This window comes from Streptomyces palmae, assembly GCF_004684805.1.
GTDB lineage: Bacteria > Actinomycetota > Actinomycetes > Streptomycetales > Streptomycetaceae > Streptomyces > Streptomyces palmae.
Window position 1 is genome coordinate 1 of the sequence record NZ_SRID01000021.1, and the last position, 18,613, is coordinate 18,613.

17 protein-coding genes are annotated in these 18,613 nt (G+C 71.8%); 7 read left to right on the forward strand and 10 right to left on the reverse strand.

Annotation, left to right across the window (positions count from 1 at the left end; translation table 11 throughout):
- From E4099_RS04200 to E4099_RS04230, 7 genes are all read right to left on the reverse strand, one after another.
- On the reverse strand, positions 1 to 1,250 hold a 1,250-nt coding region (locus E4099_RS04200), incomplete at its 3' end, for a hypothetical protein (protein WP_135337554.1).
- A gap of 191 nt (positions 1,251 to 1,441) precedes the next feature.
- Positions 1,442 to 1,702 (reverse strand): hypothetical protein, encoded by a 261-nt coding sequence (locus tag E4099_RS04205; protein WP_135337555.1) that lies wholly within the window; start codon positions 1,700 to 1,702, stop codon positions 1,442 to 1,444.
- Between the two features lie 198 nt (positions 1,703 to 1,900).
- Positions 1,901 to 2,311 carry a VOC family protein gene (locus E4099_RS04210; protein ID WP_135337556.1) on the reverse strand — a complete coding sequence of 137 codons (411 nt, stop codon included), beginning with the start codon at positions 2,309 to 2,311 and terminating at the stop codon, positions 1,901 to 1,903.
- Positions 2,312 to 2,316: 5 nt separating this feature from the next.
- On the reverse strand, positions 2,317 to 2,766 hold the full coding sequence (locus E4099_RS04215) for a helix-turn-helix transcriptional regulator (RefSeq protein WP_135337557.1): 450 nt from the start codon (positions 2,764 to 2,766) through the stop codon (positions 2,317 to 2,319).
- A gap of 290 nt (positions 2,767 to 3,056) precedes the next feature.
- On the reverse strand, positions 3,057 to 4,265 hold the full coding sequence (locus E4099_RS04220) for a zinc-dependent alcohol dehydrogenase (RefSeq protein ID WP_135337558.1): 1,209 nt from the start codon (positions 4,263 to 4,265) through the stop codon (positions 3,057 to 3,059).
- A gap of 141 nt (positions 4,266 to 4,406) precedes the next feature.
- Positions 4,407 to 4,580, reverse strand: coding sequence for a CsbD family protein (locus E4099_RS04225; RefSeq protein ID WP_135337559.1), 174 nt, complete (start codon positions 4,578 to 4,580; stop codon positions 4,407 to 4,409).
- Positions 4,581 to 4,780: 200 nt separating this feature from the next.
- Positions 4,781 to 6,493, reverse strand: coding sequence for an MFS transporter (locus E4099_RS04230; protein ID WP_135337560.1), 1,713 nt, complete (start codon positions 6,491 to 6,493; stop codon positions 4,781 to 4,783).
- A gap of 270 nt (positions 6,494 to 6,763) precedes the next feature.
- Between E4099_RS04230 and E4099_RS04235 the strand changes: the two genes are divergently transcribed.
- Positions 6,764 to 7,558: a TetR/AcrR family transcriptional regulator gene (locus E4099_RS04235; protein WP_135337561.1), complete on the forward strand. Its 795-nt coding sequence runs from the start codon at positions 6,764 to 6,766 to the stop codon at positions 7,556 to 7,558.
- Between the two features lie 147 nt (positions 7,559 to 7,705).
- On the opposite strand, the gene E4099_RS04240 is transcribed toward E4099_RS04235, so the two are convergent.
- From E4099_RS04240 to E4099_RS04250, 3 genes are all read right to left on the reverse strand, one after another.
- Positions 7,706 to 9,016 carry a lanthionine synthetase C family protein gene (locus E4099_RS04240; RefSeq protein ID WP_135337562.1) on the reverse strand — a complete coding sequence of 437 codons (1,311 nt, stop codon included), beginning with the start codon at positions 9,014 to 9,016 and terminating at the stop codon, positions 7,706 to 7,708.
- Positions 9,013 to 12,096 (reverse strand): lantibiotic dehydratase, encoded by a 3,084-nt coding sequence (locus E4099_RS04245; RefSeq protein WP_135337563.1) that lies wholly within the window; start codon positions 12,094 to 12,096, stop codon positions 9,013 to 9,015. The genes E4099_RS04240 and E4099_RS04245 overlap by 4 nt, the downstream gene beginning before the upstream one ends.
- Positions 12,097 to 12,183: 87 nt before the next feature.
- A complete protein-coding gene (locus E4099_RS04250; RefSeq protein ID WP_135337564.1) occupies positions 12,184 to 12,342 on the reverse strand; it encodes a class II lantibiotic LanA in 159 nt (52 codons plus the stop codon).
- An 852-nt stretch (positions 12,343 to 13,194) separates the two neighbouring features.
- Here E4099_RS04250 and E4099_RS04255 point away from each other — a divergent pair.
- Genes E4099_RS04255 through E4099_RS04280 form a run of 6 tightly spaced genes read left to right on the forward strand, consistent with a single transcriptional unit; the run spans position 13,195 to position 18,592 of the window.
- Entirely contained in the window at positions 13,195 to 14,622 is a 1,428-nt protein-coding gene (locus E4099_RS04255) for an FAD-binding oxidoreductase (protein WP_209446518.1), read from the forward strand.
- On the forward strand, positions 14,619 to 16,064 hold the full coding sequence (locus E4099_RS04260) for a class I adenylate-forming enzyme family protein (RefSeq protein WP_135337565.1): 1,446 nt from the start codon (positions 14,619 to 14,621) through the stop codon (positions 16,062 to 16,064). Before E4099_RS04255 ends, E4099_RS04260 begins: the two co-directional genes overlap by 4 nt.
- On the forward strand, positions 16,061 to 16,321 hold the full coding sequence (locus tag E4099_RS04265; protein WP_135337566.1) for a phosphopantetheine-binding protein: 261 nt from the start codon (positions 16,061 to 16,063) through the stop codon (positions 16,319 to 16,321). The genes E4099_RS04260 and E4099_RS04265 overlap by 4 nt, the downstream gene beginning before the upstream one ends.
- A gap of 25 nt (positions 16,322 to 16,346) precedes the next feature.
- A complete protein-coding gene (locus tag E4099_RS04270; protein WP_135337567.1) occupies positions 16,347 to 16,724 on the forward strand; it encodes an ectoine synthase in 378 nt (125 codons plus the stop codon).
- A gap of 8 nt (positions 16,725 to 16,732) precedes the next feature.
- Entirely contained in the window at positions 16,733 to 17,899 is a 1,167-nt protein-coding gene (locus E4099_RS04275) for an acyl-CoA dehydrogenase family protein (protein WP_135337568.1), read from the forward strand.
- A gap of 6 nt (positions 17,900 to 17,905) precedes the next feature.
- Positions 17,906 to 18,592 carry a transglutaminase-like domain-containing protein gene (locus E4099_RS04280; RefSeq protein ID WP_135337569.1) on the forward strand — a complete coding sequence of 229 codons (687 nt, stop codon included), beginning with the start codon at positions 17,906 to 17,908 and terminating at the stop codon, positions 18,590 to 18,592.
- Positions 18,593 to 18,613 lie beyond the last annotated feature (21 nt).

Sequence of the window (18,613 nt, forward strand, 5' to 3'; positions counted from 1 at the left end):
CCTTCCCCGGCCGCACCGGCCGAGGGCGCGGTGGGTCGATCGGGCGGGGACTCGATGGCCCCGGGCCGGGGCGCCACCGGTTCACCGGCCGTGCTCCCCGCCGCCGCCAGGACGGCCAGTGCCGCCAGTGCCGCCACCGCGGCGCCCAGCACCAGGGCCACCGAGCCCGGCGTGGGGTACGTCCACTGGAGCAGCGTCAGCACGGTCAGGACCCCCACCGCGCCGGCCGCCTGCCGGCGGTGGCCCGCCAGCCAGTCGCCGGGGCCCCTCGGGCGCAGACCCGCCCGGGCCAGGGCCCGTCCGGCGGCCTCCGTGCCCCGGTGGGCGGTACGGCGCAGTGCGCGAGCCCCGCGGCCGGGCCCGACCAGATAGCCGGCGACCACCACGGCCGCGGCGATGAGCAGCACGGCGCGGGTGCTGCCGGACAGGAAGCGGACGCAGGTGTCGTAGACGACGGCCGCGGCATCCCGCGGCAGGGCGTCGCGCGGCACCGAGTCCAGCAGGGTGCGGCGCAGCACGCCGAGCGCGACCAGCAGGGCGACCATCATCGCGCCCACGCCGGCACCCGCGGTCATCAGGGCGATCCGGTGCGCGGGCAGCGTCCATACGGCCAGTGCCCCCAGCAGGACCACCGCGAGCGGCAGCCAGGGGCCGAGCAGGGCCAGTACGCGCAGGAGCCTCTGGGCCCGGTCCAGGTTCCCGGTCTTCACCAGGACCACCGACCGGTCGACGTACGGCATCCGCGCGGCGCCCTGGAACCCCGCGTCGACCAGCCGCTTCTTCACCTCTTCGAGCACGGGGCCGAGATCGAGGGTGATGGCCCCGCCGTGGCCTTCGACCACACTGCTGTCCTTGCCGGTGAGCACCCTGGCCACCGCCGTGTGGTTCCTGCGGTTGGCGTCCGCCCACTCCTGTGCGAACTGGTCGCTGACGACGACCTCCGCCACACTGCCCTGGGTGTGGGAGGTGGTGGCCCCGCTCTCCAGCACCTCGGACAGGGAACCGGCCTGGTGGACCATGGCGGGTGGCGCGCCACTGCGGCGCAGGGCCTCGGCGAGGGCGGACGCGATCTCCTTGGCGTCGTCGTTCCGGACGACCCGGTCGGCCAGCCGATCGACCAGCGCCTTGCGGACCGCCGGCTCCCGGGCGATGGGCGCGACGGTCTCGACGTAGCGGTCCGTGTCACTGATCTCGGAATCCACCCAGGCGGCCACCACGCTCAGGGGGGCGAGCAGGATGGTCACAGCCATTAGGGCGGAACCGCCGGCGTGGCGAAGCCACCTCAGGCGTACGGACGGAGCGCGGCGGAGGCGCTCGTACCCGCCCTGCTCGGCGGAGTTCACACGGGATCGGGGACCGGGGGATTGGGAGTGCGCGGAGGAGTCCATCCGTTGTTGCTCCTGCCGGGAGCGCCTCGGTTGTCACCGCTCGTGCGGCCGCATCACAGATCCGTGCCGCCCAGCACCTGGCTGAAGGCGTCCATGCACGGGACGCAGTGGCCTTCCGCGGCGGTACCCGAGGGATCCGCCTGGGCGAGGTCGGCGGATGCCACCCGGCGGCCGCAGAGGGTGGAGCATCCGTCTTCCTTGGTTATGACATGCCAGACGAATCCGCTGGTGCCTGTCGTGGCGGGCCCTTTGCGCATCTCGTACATGGGTGTGCCCTTCTGTTCGCGGCGCGGGCCGACGGCCCGCACACCCATGACAGGACCCCGCCGCCGATCGGGCCACCCGGTGACGGCTGATCGGGTGAAGCGCGCGGGCGCCGGCCGACCGGGGGCACCACCGCGGGCAGGGGCGCGCGCCCGCCTCCGCGCACCCGGGAGGCGGGCCGGACCCGACTCAGCGCCCCGGCGGCCGCGCCGTCTCAGCCGTCAGCCGGGGAGCGTCCGCACCAGGGTTCAGCGCACCTCCTGGATGCGCACCTGGTTGCCGGCCGGGTCGCGGAAGGCGCAGTCGCGGATGCCGTACGGCTGCTCGGTCGGCTCCTGGATGACCTCGGCGTCGGTGGCCTGGATCTTCTCGAAGGCGCCGTCGAGGTCCTGGGTGGCCAGCAGGATCCAGCCGTAGGTGCCCTTGGCCATCATCTCGGTGACGGTGCGGCGCTCGGCGTCGGTGATGCCGGGGTCGGCGGCCGGCGGAGCCAGCAGGATCGAGGTGCCGGGCTGGTCGGCGGGACCGACCGTGATCCAGCGCATGGTCCCCTGGCCGACGTCATTGCGCACCTCGAAGCCGAGGATGTCGCGGTAGAAGGCGAGGGAGGCGTCCGGGTCGTGGTGCGGGAGGACGGTGGTGTTGATGGTGATGTTCATGACCGTCACGCTAACGACGTGTCGATGACCGGTGCTTCTTGATTCCTGATCGGTCTGCCCACTTGTTTGACCACGCACGGCGGCATCCCCGCCGTCCCGCCGGCCGCCTGGCGCCGGTAGGTGCTGGGCGGCACCCCGACCAGTTCGGTGAAGCGGGTGCTGAAGGTGCCCAGCGAAGCGCAGCCGACCGCGAAGCAGACCTCGGTGACGCTGAGGTCTCCGCGGCGCAGCAGCGCCATCGCGCGCTCGATGCGCCGGGTCATCAGATAGGAGTACGGCGACTCGCCGTAGGCCAGCCGGAACTGACGGCTGAGATGCCCGGCCGACATGTGTACGCCGCGGGCGAGCGCCTCGACGTCCAGCGGCTGCGCGTACTCCCGGTCGATCCGGTCGCGGACGCGGCGCAGCCGGGCGAGGTCGCTCAGGCGCTGTGCGTCGAGGGGTGTGCTGCTCACCCGCCCGATGGTGCCATGGCGCCCGCGGGCCGCCCAACGCTGCCGCCACCCGGCCGCCCACCCGAGCCGGCCCGTCCTCGCCTCCTTCCCGGCCGCACACCCCGCGCGGCTGTGCGGTCCCGTCCATCTGAGGCCCCTGCTCCTCGAGTGAGCGGACGACGAACTCACCGTGCTCGTGGGGGCCGGCGGCGAGCGGGCTCCCGCCGCGCGGCGACCGGTGCTGCCCTCGCGGAGGGTGTCCGGCCGGCCGCGCGGGGCCCGACGGTGGACCCGCGCTGTGCGGTGCCGGCTCATACCGGGCTCGGCCGACCGCCGTCCGGCGTGAGGATCGCCTTGACCATGCCGTCCCTCTTGGCCTGGAAGGTGCTGTACGCCTCGGGCCCGTCCTCGAGGGACAGGGTGTGGGTGGCGAAGTGGTCGACGCCCAGGGGGTCGGAGTCGTCGAGGAGCGGGAGGATGTCGTCCACCCAGCGCCTCACATTGGCCTGGCCCATGCGGAGCTGTACCTGCTTGTCGAACAGGGTGAGCATGGGGACAGGGTCCACGGCGCCTCCGTAGACGCCCAGGATGCTGATGGTGCCGCCGCGGCGGACCGCGTCGACGGCCATGTTGAAGGCGGTCATGCTGTCGATCCCCGCGTTGGTCATCAGCTTCTGGCCGAGGGGGTCGGGGAGCAACCCGGTGAACCGCTGGGCGGCCTTGGCCAGGGGGGCGCCGTGCGCCTCCATCCCGACGGCCTCGATGACGGCATCGGCGCCGCGTCCGTCGGTGAGCTCGCGGATCCGGTCCCCGATGTCCTCGCCGTGTCCGGTGAACTCCAGCGTCGTCACCCCGCGTTCGGAGGCGCGGGCCAGCCGTTCGGGGACCAGATCGACGCCGATCACCTGGCCGGCGCCCTGGTGGAGGGCGATCCGGGTGGCCATGTCGCCGATGGGGCCCAGCCCCAGGACCGCGACGCTGCCACCGGGCGGGACGTCCGCGTAGGCGACGCCCTGCCAGGCCGTGGGCAGGACATCGGAGAGGTAGAGATAGCGCTGGTCGGGCGCGGTGTGGGGAACCTTGATGGGCAGCGTGTCACCGAACGGCACGCGCAGGAACTCGGCCTGCCCGCCGGGTATCTGACCGTAGAGCTTGGTGTACCCGAACAGGGAGCCACCGCTGCCGAACTTGGTGACCTGGGTGGTCTCGCACTGGGACTGGAGCCCCCGGCTGCACATCCAGCAGGTGCCGCAGGAGACGTTGAAGGGCACCACCACGCGGTCGCCGACGGCGAGGTTCCGTACCTGGGAACCCACCTCCTCGACGATGCCCATGGGCTCGTGTCCGAGGATGTCGCCGGGTTCCAGGTAGGGGCCGAGGAGTTCGTACAGGTGCAGGTCCGAGCCGCAGATTCCGCTCGAGGTGACGCGGACGATCACGTCCGTGGGATCGATGATCTTCGGGTCGGGCACGGTGTCCACGCGGACATCACGGCGACCGTGCCAGGTCAGTGCCCTCATACGACGCTCTCCTTGTCGATGCTTCGGGGAGGTGATCCCCCGGCCCGGCGCGCCACTGCCCGCGGCCGGGGGCCGAGTGGGTGGTCGGAGCGAGGCTCGGCACCCCGTGGAGGCGGGGTGCCGGGCGGGGCTGGGGCGTGTTCAACCCCGGAAGGTGTCCTTGGTCTTCTCCTTGGCCTGCCGGGAGTCGCCCTCGGCCTGCTTGGCGCGGCCCTTGGCCGCCATGCGCTCGTTTCCGACCGCGCGGCCGGCTTCCTTCTGGACCTTTCCCTTGGCCTGCTGGGCCTTGGCCCGGGCCTTCTCTTCCTTGGCCATGGCACTCGCACCTTTCGACGGGGAACAGGGTGGCCGTCGTGTCCGGCGTTCCGGGTGCCCGCCCGCTTGGGGGGCAAACATCCCCGTGCGCCGGCCCGCCCCCGACGGCTCACGGGAGGGAGACCGCCCGGACCGTCCGCACGGTGGTGTCGGCCGGATCCGGGACGACCATGCCGCTCTGGACCCCGGTACGGGCCGGGTCAGTGGCCGGCGGCGCCCTCGGGGCGCGCGTGGCGCGGCAGCAGGAAGGAGAGCAGGAAGGTCAGCACCAGCATGCCGTCGACGATCCACAGCACCGTCTTCATGACCGTACCGAAGCCGGTGCGGAAGGCGGACGAGGCGGTGGCCCGCAGCGCGGCCGGGACCCGGGCGCCGTCCTGCGGAGAGGTGACGGCGGACCGGGTGTGCTTCTCCAGGCGGGTGCAGGAGGCGGGGGTCGCCGCGGGGTCCTTGGCGACGGCGCGGTCCGAGGCGCACGTGCGCAGGTCCGCCACGACGCGCTGCTGCGCGGCCGGTGCCAGGTGCGCGGCCGTCAGCTGCCGGCGCAGCTCGGGCGCGTGGTGGTCGACGGCGCTGGCGACCCCGCCGCCCAGCAGACCGAAGAACGCCGTGCCGAGGATGGCCACCCCGAAGGCGCCGCCGAGCTGCTGCATCGCGGTCATCGTGCCGGAGGCCGACCCCGTCTCGTGCTGCTCGACACTGGCGAGCACGATGTCGAAGAACGGCGCCATCAGCAGGCCCATCCCGATGCCCGTGACGAGCAGGGACGGCAGGAGCTGCCAGGGGCCGACGCCGCTGCCGACCATGTCGAGCGTCAGCCACACGCCGAACACGCCGACCGCCATGACCAGCGCCCCCGCCTGCAGCACGGTCCGTCCGAACCGGGCGACCCCCTGGGCGATCCCGAAACCGACGATCATGCCGCCGGACCAGGGCACCATCACCAGGCCCGCGCGCAGCGGCGAATAGCCCAGGCCCAGCTGGGTGTAGAGGTTGAAGACCAGCATGAAGCCCTGCATGGTCGAGAAGAAGACCAGCCCGAGGGTCATGCCGCCGCTGAAGCCGCGCTTGCGGAAGAGTCCGGGGACCACCAGCGGGTCCCGGCCGGTCCTGCTGCGCCGGGACTCGTACGCGCCGAAGGCGACGAAGGCGATCAGCGAGGCGCCCATCATCAGGAACGTCCACACCGGCCAGTCGTACTCGCGCCCCTGGACCAGCGGGAAGATGATGAGCAGCGCGGCCAGTGAGACCAGCAGCATGCCGGGTATGTCGAGGCGCGGCTTCTCGCCGGACCGGCCCCGGGGCAGGTAGCGCAGGGCGCCGAGGAAGGCCGCGGCACCCAGTGGCAGGTTGATCAGGAAGATCATCCGCCAGCCGGTGCCGAAGTAGTCGGCGTCCACCAGCCAGCCCGCCAGGATCGGCCCGCAGACCGCGGACAGCCCCATGACCGGGCCGAACAGGCCGAAGGCCTTCTGCGACTCCTGCGGCGGGAACATCTCCTTGATCATGCCGAGGCCCTGCGGCAGCATCACCGCGCCGAACAGCCCCTGGACGACGCGTGCGGCGATCAGCATCTCGGGTGACACGGACACCCCGCACAGCAGCGAACCCAGTGTGAAGCCGGCGGCCCCCACCAGGAACATCCGGCGGCGCCCGTGGATGTCGCCGAGCCGCCCGCCGGTGACGAGCCCGACGGCCATCGAGAGGGTGTACGCGGCGGCGAGCCACTGCAGGGTGGAGGCGTTGCCGCCGAGGTCGGCCCGCATGGAGGGGCCGGCGATGTTCGTGACGACGGCGTCGATGAGATCCATCACCTCGGCCGCGAGGATCACGAAGAGCGCGGCCCAGCGCCACCGATAGGGCGCCGGTGAGTCGGTGGGCGCCTCGGTGGACGCGACACCGGTGGTGGACATGGGAACTCCTCGCGAAAGAGCCGCGCCGCGGTGGTGACCCGCGAGCGCGGTGGGACGGATGGTTGCGCCTGCCCGGCTCACGGACACGGCCGGGGGGTGCCCGGCCGAAGGAGCCGGAGAACGCTGTTCACCTTAACAGAACAGTGCTCACCGGAGAACAGTGTTCAGTGAGCAATGCGGGCGGCCCGGCGCCGCGCCGCCACCCGCCGCGTCCGGATCGAGCCGTTCACCAGGGGAGAACGCTGTTCTCCCGGCGCCTAAGCTGGGTCCATGACCGACGCGGCCGCTGGCACCCCCGCATCCCCTCCGCCGTCCCCCTGGGAGCGCGAGCGTTCCGCCCGCGCCTCCGCCGCCCCCGCGCGCGCACCGCTGTCCCGCGAACGGGTCGTCGAGGCCGCCTTCGTGGTGCTGGACCGCCAGGGCCTCGACGGCCTGTCGATGCGCCAGGTGGCCGCCGAGCTGGGGGTCGCGGTCTCCGCCCTCTACGCCCATGTCAACTCCAAGGACGACCTGCTGGAGCTGATGTACGCCCGGCTCTTCGACGGCTTCCGGGTGCCCGACCCCGATCCGGAGCGGTGGCAGGAGCTGGTCCGCGACTACGCCCGCTTCGGACGGCAGCGCCTGCTGGCCCACCGGGACATGGCCCGGATCTCCATGGCCCACGCCCCGTTCACCGCCGAACTGCTGCCGCACGTCGAGGCCCTGCTCGCGCTCTTCCGTACCGCGGGGCTGCCCGACCGCATCGCGGCGGAGGCCGGGGACCTCATCTCCACCTATATCGACGGGTTCGTCCTGGAGGAGGGGGTGTGGCAGGACCGGGCCGGCCGGCATGACGGTGACGGCGCGTCACCCGACCGCCCCGAGGGCCACCAGATGGTCGACGACATGCAGAGCTACTTCGCGTCCCTGCCCGCGGAGGACTTCCCCCATCTGCGCGCCCTGGCCGGGCTGATGGTGACGGAATCCGCCGACGAGAGGTTCGACGTCGGCCTGGAGATCATTCTGCGCGGCCTGGCGAGCTACCTGCCGGACCGGGCCGGCCGCGCCCATCCGGACGCCGACTGAGCCGGCGGACCGCGGGCCGGGGCGCGGACAGGCCACGGCCACGGCCGCGCGGGCCCGGCCCGCCGACCGGGCGGCGCGGGCCAAGGCCGCACAGGACGCCAGGCGGCGGGCCCAGGGCGCCCGCCGTTGTTTCCGAGCCGGGCGGTGTCAGGCCGTCAGCAGGGCCATGTCCCAGTCCGTCGTGGTGCGGCCGGCCGCGTAGGCGTCGAGGGCCAGGGCCGTACCCGCGGCGCCCTCCAGGAACGCGGGGACGTCGGTGCCCTGCGTAGCCGTCGTGAGGCTGGCGCGGAATCCGAACCGGTACTCGGGCCGGAACAGGGCCAGGGTCCGGGCCGCCATCTCGTCGACGAGCCCGCTCAGCCGCCGGTCACCGATCGGCTCGTTCAGGACGGCGACCAGGTGCATGATCCCGGCCCACCCGTGGCACAGGTTGGGGTTGTCGATGTCCCAGCTCTCGGGATCGGTGGTCAGCAGCGGCAGCAGGGAGCGGTGGGCCAGCTCCAGCCACTCGGGCCGGTCGAGCGCGAGCCCCGCGAGCTGCACCGCGCGGGAGATCCCCGGGGCGCCGTAGCACCAGGACGGGCGCTGCGGCGGCCGGGTGTCCGGCCTCGCCGCCCAGTGGCCGAGGGTCAGGTACGCAGGCCACAGCGGTCCGTCCCCGCTCTCGTGCGCCCACTGCCCCAGCAGGTCGACCAGTCGCTCGACGGCCTCGCGCTGCCCGTCCACCACCACGCCCTGTCGCCAGGCCAGCGAGAGCAGGGCGAGCGGCCCCGCCACACCGTGCGAGAGCCCGAGGTTCAGGTGCCCGTCGGGCATCTCGACCTCCTGCCCCAGCTTGGGCGCCGCCCAGGTCCACCAGCGGGGCACCCGATGGCCCCGGTGGACGGCCTCGCCGTGCGCCATGCGCGTCAGGTAGGTGAGGACCAGCCGCAGCTCCTCCTCGCACTGCTCCCGGCGCGCCAGCAGATAGCGGCCGATGCCGCTCATGCCGCGGACCACCTCGAACTCGCCGTTGGTGGTCGCCGGGGTGTCGCGGACCTCGGGCAGCGCACGGCGGACCAGCCGCCGCTGGTGGTCGTCGAGCCGTTCCAGGGCGGAGCGGTAGCCGCCGGTGGCCCGGTGGGCGATGAGGACGGCGAAGGCCACGGAGCCCGGTCCGGTGTAGATGCCCGCCGGGGCGTGGGCGGTGGCGGCCGTGGCCCGCATCGCCCGGACGAGGTAGGCGTGCGCTCGGGCGATGTCGTCGGGGCCGGGGGCCCCGCGGCCGGTGAACGCCAGGGACACCCCCGGGTAGCCGCTGGAGAGGGAGAGGTCCTCCCAGAGGTACTCGGGCGGGCAGACGTCCGCGTCGGCGCCCGGCACACCGGTGTCGGCGGCGGTGGCCGCCGGGTCGGCGAGCCGGTCGAAGACCTGCGCGGCGACATCCCGGGCCCGGTCCGCGTGGAGCGGGGCGGTCATCCGTTCTCCTCCCTGTCCTGGGCGTGGGCCAGGCGGCCCTGGTGGTCGCGGGCCACGCCGCGCAGCACGGCGTAGCCGGCGTCCTCACCGGTCCTGTCGATGCCCCGCAGGCGGTTGTGCTGCATGTGCAGCAGCGACATGACGGCTTCGGCGTGCTGCTCGCCACCGGGCGCCCGCCCCCCGTCGGACAGCAGCAGCGCACCGTACGCCCTAGTCTCCGGGGTGGTGCTCCACAGGGCGGCGAGGGGGGCGCCCAGGACGGCGGCCGCGCTGCGGGCGGTGCGTCCGGGCACGATCAGCGACCTGGCCTGCTCCTGGTGGGTCCGGTAGACCGCGTGGGCGGTCCCCTTGGGCAGGGCCCGGCTGATCCAGGCCGACCAGTCCCAGTCGCCGAGCGACTCCAGCAGCAGCGCGTGGTTGAGGGCCGTGAGCACGGGGGCGGGCAGGTTCAGCGCGCCGCGCGCCCGCATCCCGATCTGGGCCAGCGCCGACTGGCTGTCCACACAGAACATCCGCTCCGCGTGGGGGAGCGCGGCGGGCCCGCCGTAGCGGTCGGTCTCCGGCCGGTAGGTGTCCAGGACCATGCCCTGGACCATCCCGGTCTCCTGCCACTCCCGGCTCACCGCGGCGAGTCGGGGCAGGACCGCGGTGCGCAGGGCCTCGGCCCCGCCGTGCAGCCGGAGGCGGATATGCGGTTCGGGATCGCGGTACCGGATGTAGTGCCAGCTGCGCAGGTGCTCCCCGACCTCGCGCAGGAGCCCGGGCAGGCCGGAGTGCAGCAACTCGTCGTGGGTGTCCTCCGAGGCGGCGAACCTGGCGTAGAGCCACTCCTCGCCCGGCAGGTGCGCCAGCTCGTGGTCGGTCGGCCGGGGCACCGGGCGGCGCGGCCGGCCGGCGGTCTCCTGGCGCCGGACCGGCGCGGTGGACCGGGTGAGCGGAACGACGAGTTCGGTGCCGTGTCCGCCGGACCAGCCCAGGGCGCGTCCGCCGTCCGTGAGATCTTCCATGATCGCCAGGGAGCCGCCATCGCGGACCTCCCGGCGGAAGACCTCCCGCTGCCAGCGTTCCTCGAGGTCCACCCGGTACATACGGTCCCACCTGGCGAGGTTCACCTCCCGGGGGACCCGGTAGCGGTCACGCCACGCCGCGACCGCCGCGTCCCACCCGGCGGGGGCCTGCGCCGCCTCGCGCAGATGCCGGTCGGGGACCCAGCGGCGGGGGAAGACCGTGACGCGGCCGTAGCTCACCCGGGGGAGGTAGGGCAGCCCCTCCAGGCCGCACCAGTTCCACCCCGTCCAGGTCCTGGCCCGGACGGAGGCCAGTTCCACCAGCAGCCGGGCGACCGAGGGCGCCTCCCGGTCCATGGCCAGCACATGCGGGACGACGGGCAGCACCTCGCGTCCGTCCTCCGGCAGCGTCAGCCGCAGCCCGAAGGGCCCCAGGGAGACCAGGAGCCGCCGCCAGTCCAGGGTGCCGGGCGCGTCCCGGTCGGCGTACACGCCCACCGGTATCCGGTGCGGCAGCAGGCGGGGGACCTGGGCCATGTTGAGCCCGCGCACCGTGTGCGGCCGGTACACCACCTGGGCCGGCACCGTCTCGTCGTCGCCGAGGCCGGCCAGGAGCGAGGCCAGGTCGTCTTCCATCCCGACGAGCTCGGCGAACCGCCCGACGGTCGCGCCGGCGAGCAGGGAACCCGCGTACACCGGGGCCAGGAGGCGGAAGTCGCCGCGGTCGACGGCCTGTTCGCTCCGTGCCAGCAGGTGGAAGCAGAGCTCCAGCGACCGCGGCGGGGGCACGTGTGCCCCGGCCTTCCGGCCGGCGGCCAGCCGGTCGATGAGGGCGGGGGTGAGCCGGACCTCGTCATCCCCGCTCAGCAGCGCCTCCTGGACCAGGTCGTGGGTCAGCAGCCGGCGCTCCTTGGGCAGTTGCTCCGACTGCCCGCGTGCCGTCGACTCCGCGTCGGCGCGAGTGCCGTAGCCGGACGGGAAGCCGATGCCCCGATGGGGGTCGACGAGCCGGCCCAGCGGGACCACGCCCTCGGTGCCGTACGCCTCCAGGAAACGGTCCCGGTAGGCGCGCAGGTAGGCGTGGGCCTGCCAGTCCCCGGAGAGTTCCCACATGGCGGAGGCGTAGCGGGCGGCCTCCTCGGTCACCGCCCGCGAGACGCGCAGCTCGGCGTCGACGCGCAGATCCACGTGGACGGGCGGCCGGGCCGCGGTGCCCTCCGGGTCGGTCAGCCGCCGCAGGTCGCGCCACGCCGGGAGGCCCTCACCGGGCTTCGCCGCGGCGTAGGCGTCCAGGGCCGCGCGCAGGGAGGCGAGCTGCTCCTGGGCCGCGGGCACCGGTGCGAGGGCCGCCGCGATGCGGTCGAGGAGCGCCTCGTCGAGGTCCTGCGGGGTGATGGAGGTCAGCAGGAAGCCGTGCCGTACGAGTTGGAGCAGTACGGCGTCCACCTGGTCGGAGGTGAGACGGGGGAAGGCGGCCAGGGCCTGCTCCAGGAGCACGGCGTAGCCGACGGGGCGCGTCGTCCGCCGGCACGCCCAGGTCACCAGGGCCGTGTTGCGGACGGAAGCCTCGGCCCCGTTGCCGGGGATGACCAGCCGCTCGCCCCGGGTGCGGCACAGGTCGCTGGAGACGACGTCCACGCCGCGCCGTACCTCGGGCAGCTCCAGCCATGCGGCGACCCGCTGGGTGAGCCAGGCGGCGTCCAGCCGGACCGCCTTCCTGCCGGGGCCGGACAGCCTCACCCGGGTGGTGTCCGCCGCCCGGGCGGGGGCCACACCGGCGAAGAGGCCGAAGGGGGTCGGCCTGGTCTCGGCCCGCAGCGCGTACCGGGACACCGCGAGAGCGGTACGGCGCAGCCGCTTGGCCCCGAGTTCGGCGCCCGCGTCGAGGCGGTCGAGGGAGTCGGCGAGGCTGCCGCTGGCGATGTGCAGCGCCTCGCGGAACAGCGGGTCGGCGGTGGCCGCGCGGACCTGTGCGGCCGAGTCGCCGAGGGGGCGGCCACCCGGTGTGCTGCGGGGCATCGCCGTGGTGCGTACGAACAGGCAGTCCTGCGGCGCGTAGTGGTCATCCCGCACGTGTTCTGGCTCCCCCTCGATCCCGAGAACTGGCACGACCCGCGTGGGGCGGGCGCAGACCCCGCCCCACGCGGACACGGTGGAGCGTTACCAGCAGCAGAGGCTGCAGGGGCTCGTGTAGGTGCTGGGCGAGGTGTAGCCACCCGACGCGAACGCCGGGCCCTCGCCGTCGGTCTCCGAGATCTGGATGTCGAGGTCCAGGTCGGTGAGGTCGGTGGTGTCTTCCAGCAGAAGGTTGGTGCTCATACGACTCCTCCGCTTCGATGGCTCGCCGGTTCCGGATGGACGTCGGCGAGACGGTGGTCCGGAATGAACCTGTCACGAGCATATGCATGCCCATTCGCGAACATCATCGGGCGGGAAAAGGGTTGGCCGGAACTAATGTTTCTGCGCGTCAGCGTGGAAAAGCCTCCCTGGACTCCGCTCATCAGGAGAGGACCGGTGTCCCGGTGTGTCTCACCAGCCTCGCGCCCCCCTGCATCAATGGCGATTTCAGGCCACCTCGCCCTGGCTTCGGCGGGCGAGTGGCGCGCCCTCCGCGGGGAACGCTCCGCGGCTCGGTTCGTGCGGTGGATCGAGCCTTTGCCGTTCGGGCCCGTCCGTTCACCGCGTGAACCTTGATCGTCAAATGGCCACTTCGAGAACTGCCGAGTCCTTGATCACCAAAAATGATCACTCATCGAGTAAGTCGGCGGTTCCGAGGTGGGTCACCTCAACTCCTGTACAGGTATTCCCCATTCCCCACAGAGACCCTTGCCGTCACAGAGGTCGCTCGATTAGCATCCACATCACCAGCTCCCCAATTCGATACGCCGACGGGGGTGTGACCGTACTCACTCTGACGCGTGGTTGCGTTTTCGGTCCTTCACTCTTCGTCAAGGTACGTTCAGCGGAAGAGAGGTCGCACACCTTCCGTTGATTCCGCTCCGGTGTCGTCGAAAGCGGCGCGGCATGAAAACCCCCCATCCAGGCTATCGCGGTGACTGTTGCGCTGATTCCTCACTCATGATGAGTTGATCAGCACCGTCGTGGGCGCCATGTCTCCGACGAATTTCCGTGTGACTGCGAACGCCGTACACAGAAACGTGAGGAACTGCGTTGAGCTTGTCAAGCGCCGATGACTTACCACGCGACCTTTCCGATCCGCGGGAGCTGCGGGCGGCGTTCACGGGTGAGCTGATCTCGCCCCAGGACGCCGAGTTCGACACGGCCCGCCGCATCTGGAACGGGATGATCGACCGCCGGCCCGCGCTGATCGCCCGGTGCCGCACGACCTCCGACGTCAGCGCCGCCGTCCGGTACACGCACGGAGCCGGACTTCCCGTCTCGGTGCGCTGCGGCGGACACAACGTCGCGGGCACCTCCGTGGTCGACGGCGGCGTGGTGATCGACCTCTCCCTGATGCGCGAGGTACGGATCGACACCGAGAACCGGATCGCCGAGGCGGACGGCGGCTGCCTGCTGCGCGACGTCGACCTGGCCACCACCGCCCACGACCTGATCTGCCCCGCCGGCGTCTACTCCTACACGGGCCTCAGCGGGCTCGCGCTCGGTGGCGGCTACGGCTGGCGGGCCCGCAAATGGGGCCTGACCTGCGACCACATCATCGGCGCCGAGGTGGTGCTCGCCGACGGGTCGGTGGTCGAGGCATCCGAGGAACAGCACCAGGACCTGCTGTGGGCCCTGCGCGGCGGCGGCGGCAACTTCGGCATCGTGACCAGGTTCCGGCTGCGTCTGCGCCCCGCCGAGCGCATGCTCGTGCGGACCGGCCTGTACGCGGGCGACAACGCCGCCGCGGCACTGCGCAGCTACCGGAAGTTCACCGGCACGCTCTCCGACGACTTCCACCTGCTCGGCGGACTGCGGCACACCAGGCCCGCGGACCCGGTTCCCGAGGAGCTGCGGGACCGTCCGGTGCTGGACTTCCTCTCCATCTGTTCGGCGGATGACGGAGAAAGCCGAGCCGAAGCCGACGCGCTCTTCGCCGCAATGCCGGAAGGCGCCACCACCGAGACCGAGATGACCTACCTGGAACTCCAGGCGATGTGCGACGAAAGCGCACCCGACGGGCGCCGCTACTACACAAAGTCGGGATACGTTTCCGAATTGGACGACGAAGCCATCGACCGCCTGGTCGCGGCGGCCGGCGCCAATCCGTCCAGCACCGGTTCCATCGACATCGAGTTCCTGCTCGGCGCCATCTCGCGCGGCAGTGCGGAGGACTCCGCATTTCCCCAGCGCCAGGCGCCGTTCATGGTGAGTGCGTACGGTTCCTGGGATGACGCGGAACTCGACACCCCCGGAATTGCGTGGGCGCGGCGGACCATGGCCGCCCTGCGGGACTGGGAACACCCCGGCGGATACGTCAACTACATTTCACTCGAGGACAACCCGGGTGACGCCGTGGAGACATACGGCACCGATATCTACGCCCGACTGACACGGGTCAAGCGGCAGTACGATCCGCGGAACTTCTTCCGCGGCACCCGTGCCGTCATACCGGACACTCACGGGAACTCCAGGTGACCGGGCTCACCGAGGACGTACTGGAGATCGCGGCCGCGCGGCCGCGGGATCCGGCACTGCGGTGGCGGGGCGCCGACATCAGCTACGCCGAACTGGCCGACCTCGTCCGGCGGGCGCACCAGGACCTCGCCGGGCACCCCGGCGAAGGCCCGGTCGCGGTCGTGGCCCCCAAGTCACCCGAGGTGGTCGCGTTCGTGCTGGCCTGCGTGCTGGCCCGCCGCGCCGTGCTGCTGCCCTCACCCGACCTCGGCCGCACGGCACTGGCCGAGCTGGTCCACCGGGCGGGCTGCGAACACATCGTCACAGCCACCGCCGCGGCCACCGCCTCCGGGCTGGAGCTGCGGGAGACCGGGGCACCCGCCCGCCCCAGCGGCGACGTGCGGTTCCTGCTCACCACCTCCGGGTCCACCGGGGCGCCGAAGATCGTGCCGCTGACGGCCGGATCCACCGACCGGTTCATGCGCTGGGCCGTCGGGATGTTCGGGATCGGGCCGGGCGTGCACGTGCTGAACTACGCGCCGCTCAACTTCGACCTGTGCCTGCTGGACGTCTGGGCGACACTGCGGGCAGGCGGCCGGGTGGCGCTGGTCGAGGCCGAGCACGCGGTGGACCCGGGCCATCTGGTCGGGCTGCTCGAGGACGACCCGCACGTGGTGCAGGCCGTGCCGATGTTCTTCCGGGTCGTCGCCGAGGCCGTGCGGTCCTCGGGCCGGCGGTTCCCCGGCGTGCGGCACGTCGTGCTGACCGGGGACCACACCCCGCGACCGCTGCGCGCCGAGCTGCCGGCGGTCTTCCCCGGCGCGCGGTTCCACAACGTCTACGGCTGCACCGAGACCAACGACAGCTTCGTCCACTCCTTCGACGGGCACGAGGCGGACACCCACGAGGTGCTGCCGCTGGGCCGGCCGCTGCCGGGGGTCCGCACGCGGATCATGACCGACGAGGGCGAGCTGACCGGTGCGGGCACCGGCGAGCTCTGGGTGGCCACGCCGTTCCAGACGCGCGGCTATCTGCACGAGGACGGCGCGCGGTTCACCACCGAGCCCGACGGCACCACGTACTTCCGCTCCGGCGACCTGGTCTCGCGCGGCGCGGACGGCGAGCTGAGGCTGGTCGGCCGGACCGACTTCCAGGTCAAGGTGCGCGGGGTGCGGGTCAGCATCGAGGACGTCGAGCGGGTGATCTCCGAACACCCGCAGGTCGCCGAGGTCGGCGTGGTGGCCGTGCCGGACCCCCAGGCGGGACGGCGGTTGCACGCGGTCGTCCGGCGCCGGTCCGACCGGCTGACCGGGCTGGGGCTGCGGCAGCACTGCGCGCAACGGCTGGTGCGGGCCGCCATCCCCGCGGTCATCCAGGTGGTCGACGGCCCGCTGCCGCACACCTCGACCGGCAAGGTCGACCGGAAGCTGATCAGGAAAGAGCTGCTGGCAGGAGGGTCATGACCACCACCGAAGGCATCACCGAAGCCATCAGGACGCACATCCTCGCGGAGTACCTGCCGGGCACACCCCGCGAAGAGCTGGAGACCTCCTACGACCTGCTCGACAACGGAGTGGTCACCAGCCTGGACCTACTCGCGCTGATCTCCTGGGTCGAGCAGCGCTTCCAGGTCCCGATCGACGAGGTGGAGATCTCCCCGGACCACTTCCGGTCGGTCGACGCGATGAGCGAGTTCGTCAAGAGGACAACAGGCAAGTGATACCCGACTCCTTGGAGGGGGCGAGATGATCGTCAGGCAGAAGGACGAGGTCAAGGTCGTCGAGTGGGGCAACGGGACAAGCCACCGGTTCCTCCTCGAAGCCGACGGCATGGGCTTCACGTTATGCCACACCGTCGTGCGGGCGGGCACCAAGTCGTGGCTGCAGTACCGCAACCACCTGGAGGCCTGCTACTGCATCGCGGGCCGCGGACAGGTCGTGACGGCCGACGGCGCCGTCACCCACGAGATCACGCCGGGCGTGATGTACGCGCTGAACGAGCACGACTCGCACTTCCTGATCGCCGCGCCGGACACCGATCTGGACCTGATCAGCGTCTTCAACCCGCCGTTGCTCGGCGACGAACGGCACAAACTCGGTGACGACGACTGCTCCGAGTACTAGGACCGGCTGTGCTGCAGGCGAACGACCAGCAGCGCGAGCTGCGGGAGGCGATCCGCGCGATCGGACCCGCACTCGGCGCCGAGCACATCGCACGCGACCGCACCGGCACCTTCTCCGAGGGCGGGTGGAAGCGGCTCGCCGAGACGGGGCTGTTCGGGCTTCCGTTCGGCGAGGAGTTCGGCGGTCTCGGACAGGACCTCCTCACCACCATGTACGTGCTGGAGGCGCTCGGCGAGAGCTGCCGGGACGGCGGGTTGAACTTCTCCGCCTCGACGCACATCGTGAGCGCGGGCGTGGCCCTGCACCGGTACGGCCGCGCCGAGCTCAAGGCGCGGTACCTGCCGGGGATCTGCTCCGGGACGACGATCGGCGCGCACGCCATCACCGAACCCGAAGGCGGTTCGGACATCATGCGCATGCGCACCACCGCGGTGGCCGACGGCGACGCCTTCGTACTGAACGGGACGAAGGCGTTCGTCAGCAACGGCCCCCTCGCCGACCTGATCGTGGTCTACGCCCGCACCGGCAAGCCCGAGAACCCGGCGGGTCTCACGGCCTTCCTGGTCGAGCGGGACACGCCGGGGCTCACCACCGGCCGGCCCATCGAGAAGATGGGCCTGCGGACCTCGCCGCTGTGCGAGCTCTTCCTCGACGGCGTCCGAGTGCCGAGGAGCCAGGTGATCGGATCGGTCGGCGCCGGGTTCCTGGTCCTGGACCACGTGATGAAGTGGGAGATCCTGTGCTCCTTCGTCATCAACCTCGGTGAGATGCGGCACCGCCTGGAGCGGTGTGTCGAGTACGCCCGCACCCGCACCCAGTTCGGCGCGCCCATCGGCTCGTACCAGTCCACGGCGAACCGCATCGTGGAGATGAAGATCGACGTCGAGACCTCGCGGAAGTGGCTCTACGACACGGCCGAGAAGCTCTCCTCGAACCAGAACGTCGCCACCGACATCGCGATCGCCAAGCTCGTGACCAGCGAGGCCAACGTGCGATCGGCCCTGTCGGCGATCCAGATCTTCGGCGGATACGGCTACACCGCCGAGTACGGCCTGGAGAAGGAGATGCGCAACGCCGTCGCCGGGACGATCTACTCGGGCACCACGGAGATCCAGAAGCAACGGATATCGACCCTCATGGGACTGAACCGCGCCGCCACACCGAAAAGGGCATGAGCAGCAATGGATTCTGATCTGTATCGGCTCACCCGTCCCACGGAGTACCTCGACCACGAGTCACCGACCGTACGGGCGTTCGTCGACAAGGCACTGTCGGCACAGGACGCCAAGACCGACGTCGACAAGGCGATCGCGCTCTACCACGCGGTGCGCGACGGCATCCGCTACGAGGTGTACGGCGCCGACCTCTCCCGGTCGGGGCTGAAAGCGAGTTCGGTCATCGAGGCCGGGTTCGGCTTCTGCGTGCACAAGTCGATCGTGTACGCGGCCGCCGTACGCTCCGTCGGGATCCCCAGCCGCCTCTTCTACGGCGACGTGCGCAACCACCTGGCCTCCGAGCGCCTGCGCGAGCTGGTCGGCGGTGACGTCTTCCGCTACCACAGCCTCACCTCCGTACACCTGGAGGGCAAGTGGGTGAAGGCCACGCCGGTCTTCAACAAGCTGCTGTGCCGGCTGTACAAGATCGCGCCACTCGACTTCGACGGCCGCTCCGACAGCCTGTACCACCCCTACGATGAACTCGGCCGCAGACACATGGAGTTCTTGCAGATGCACGGTGACTTCGACGACGTGCCCTACGAGCAGGTCGTCGGCGGCATCCGGCAGGCGCATCCGTTGCTCTTCGCGAGTTCCGCCAGGACCGCCGCGGGCTCACTCGTGGACGAAGCCGGCCCCCACCCGACCGCATAGCGGACACGAGCACCTAAGGAC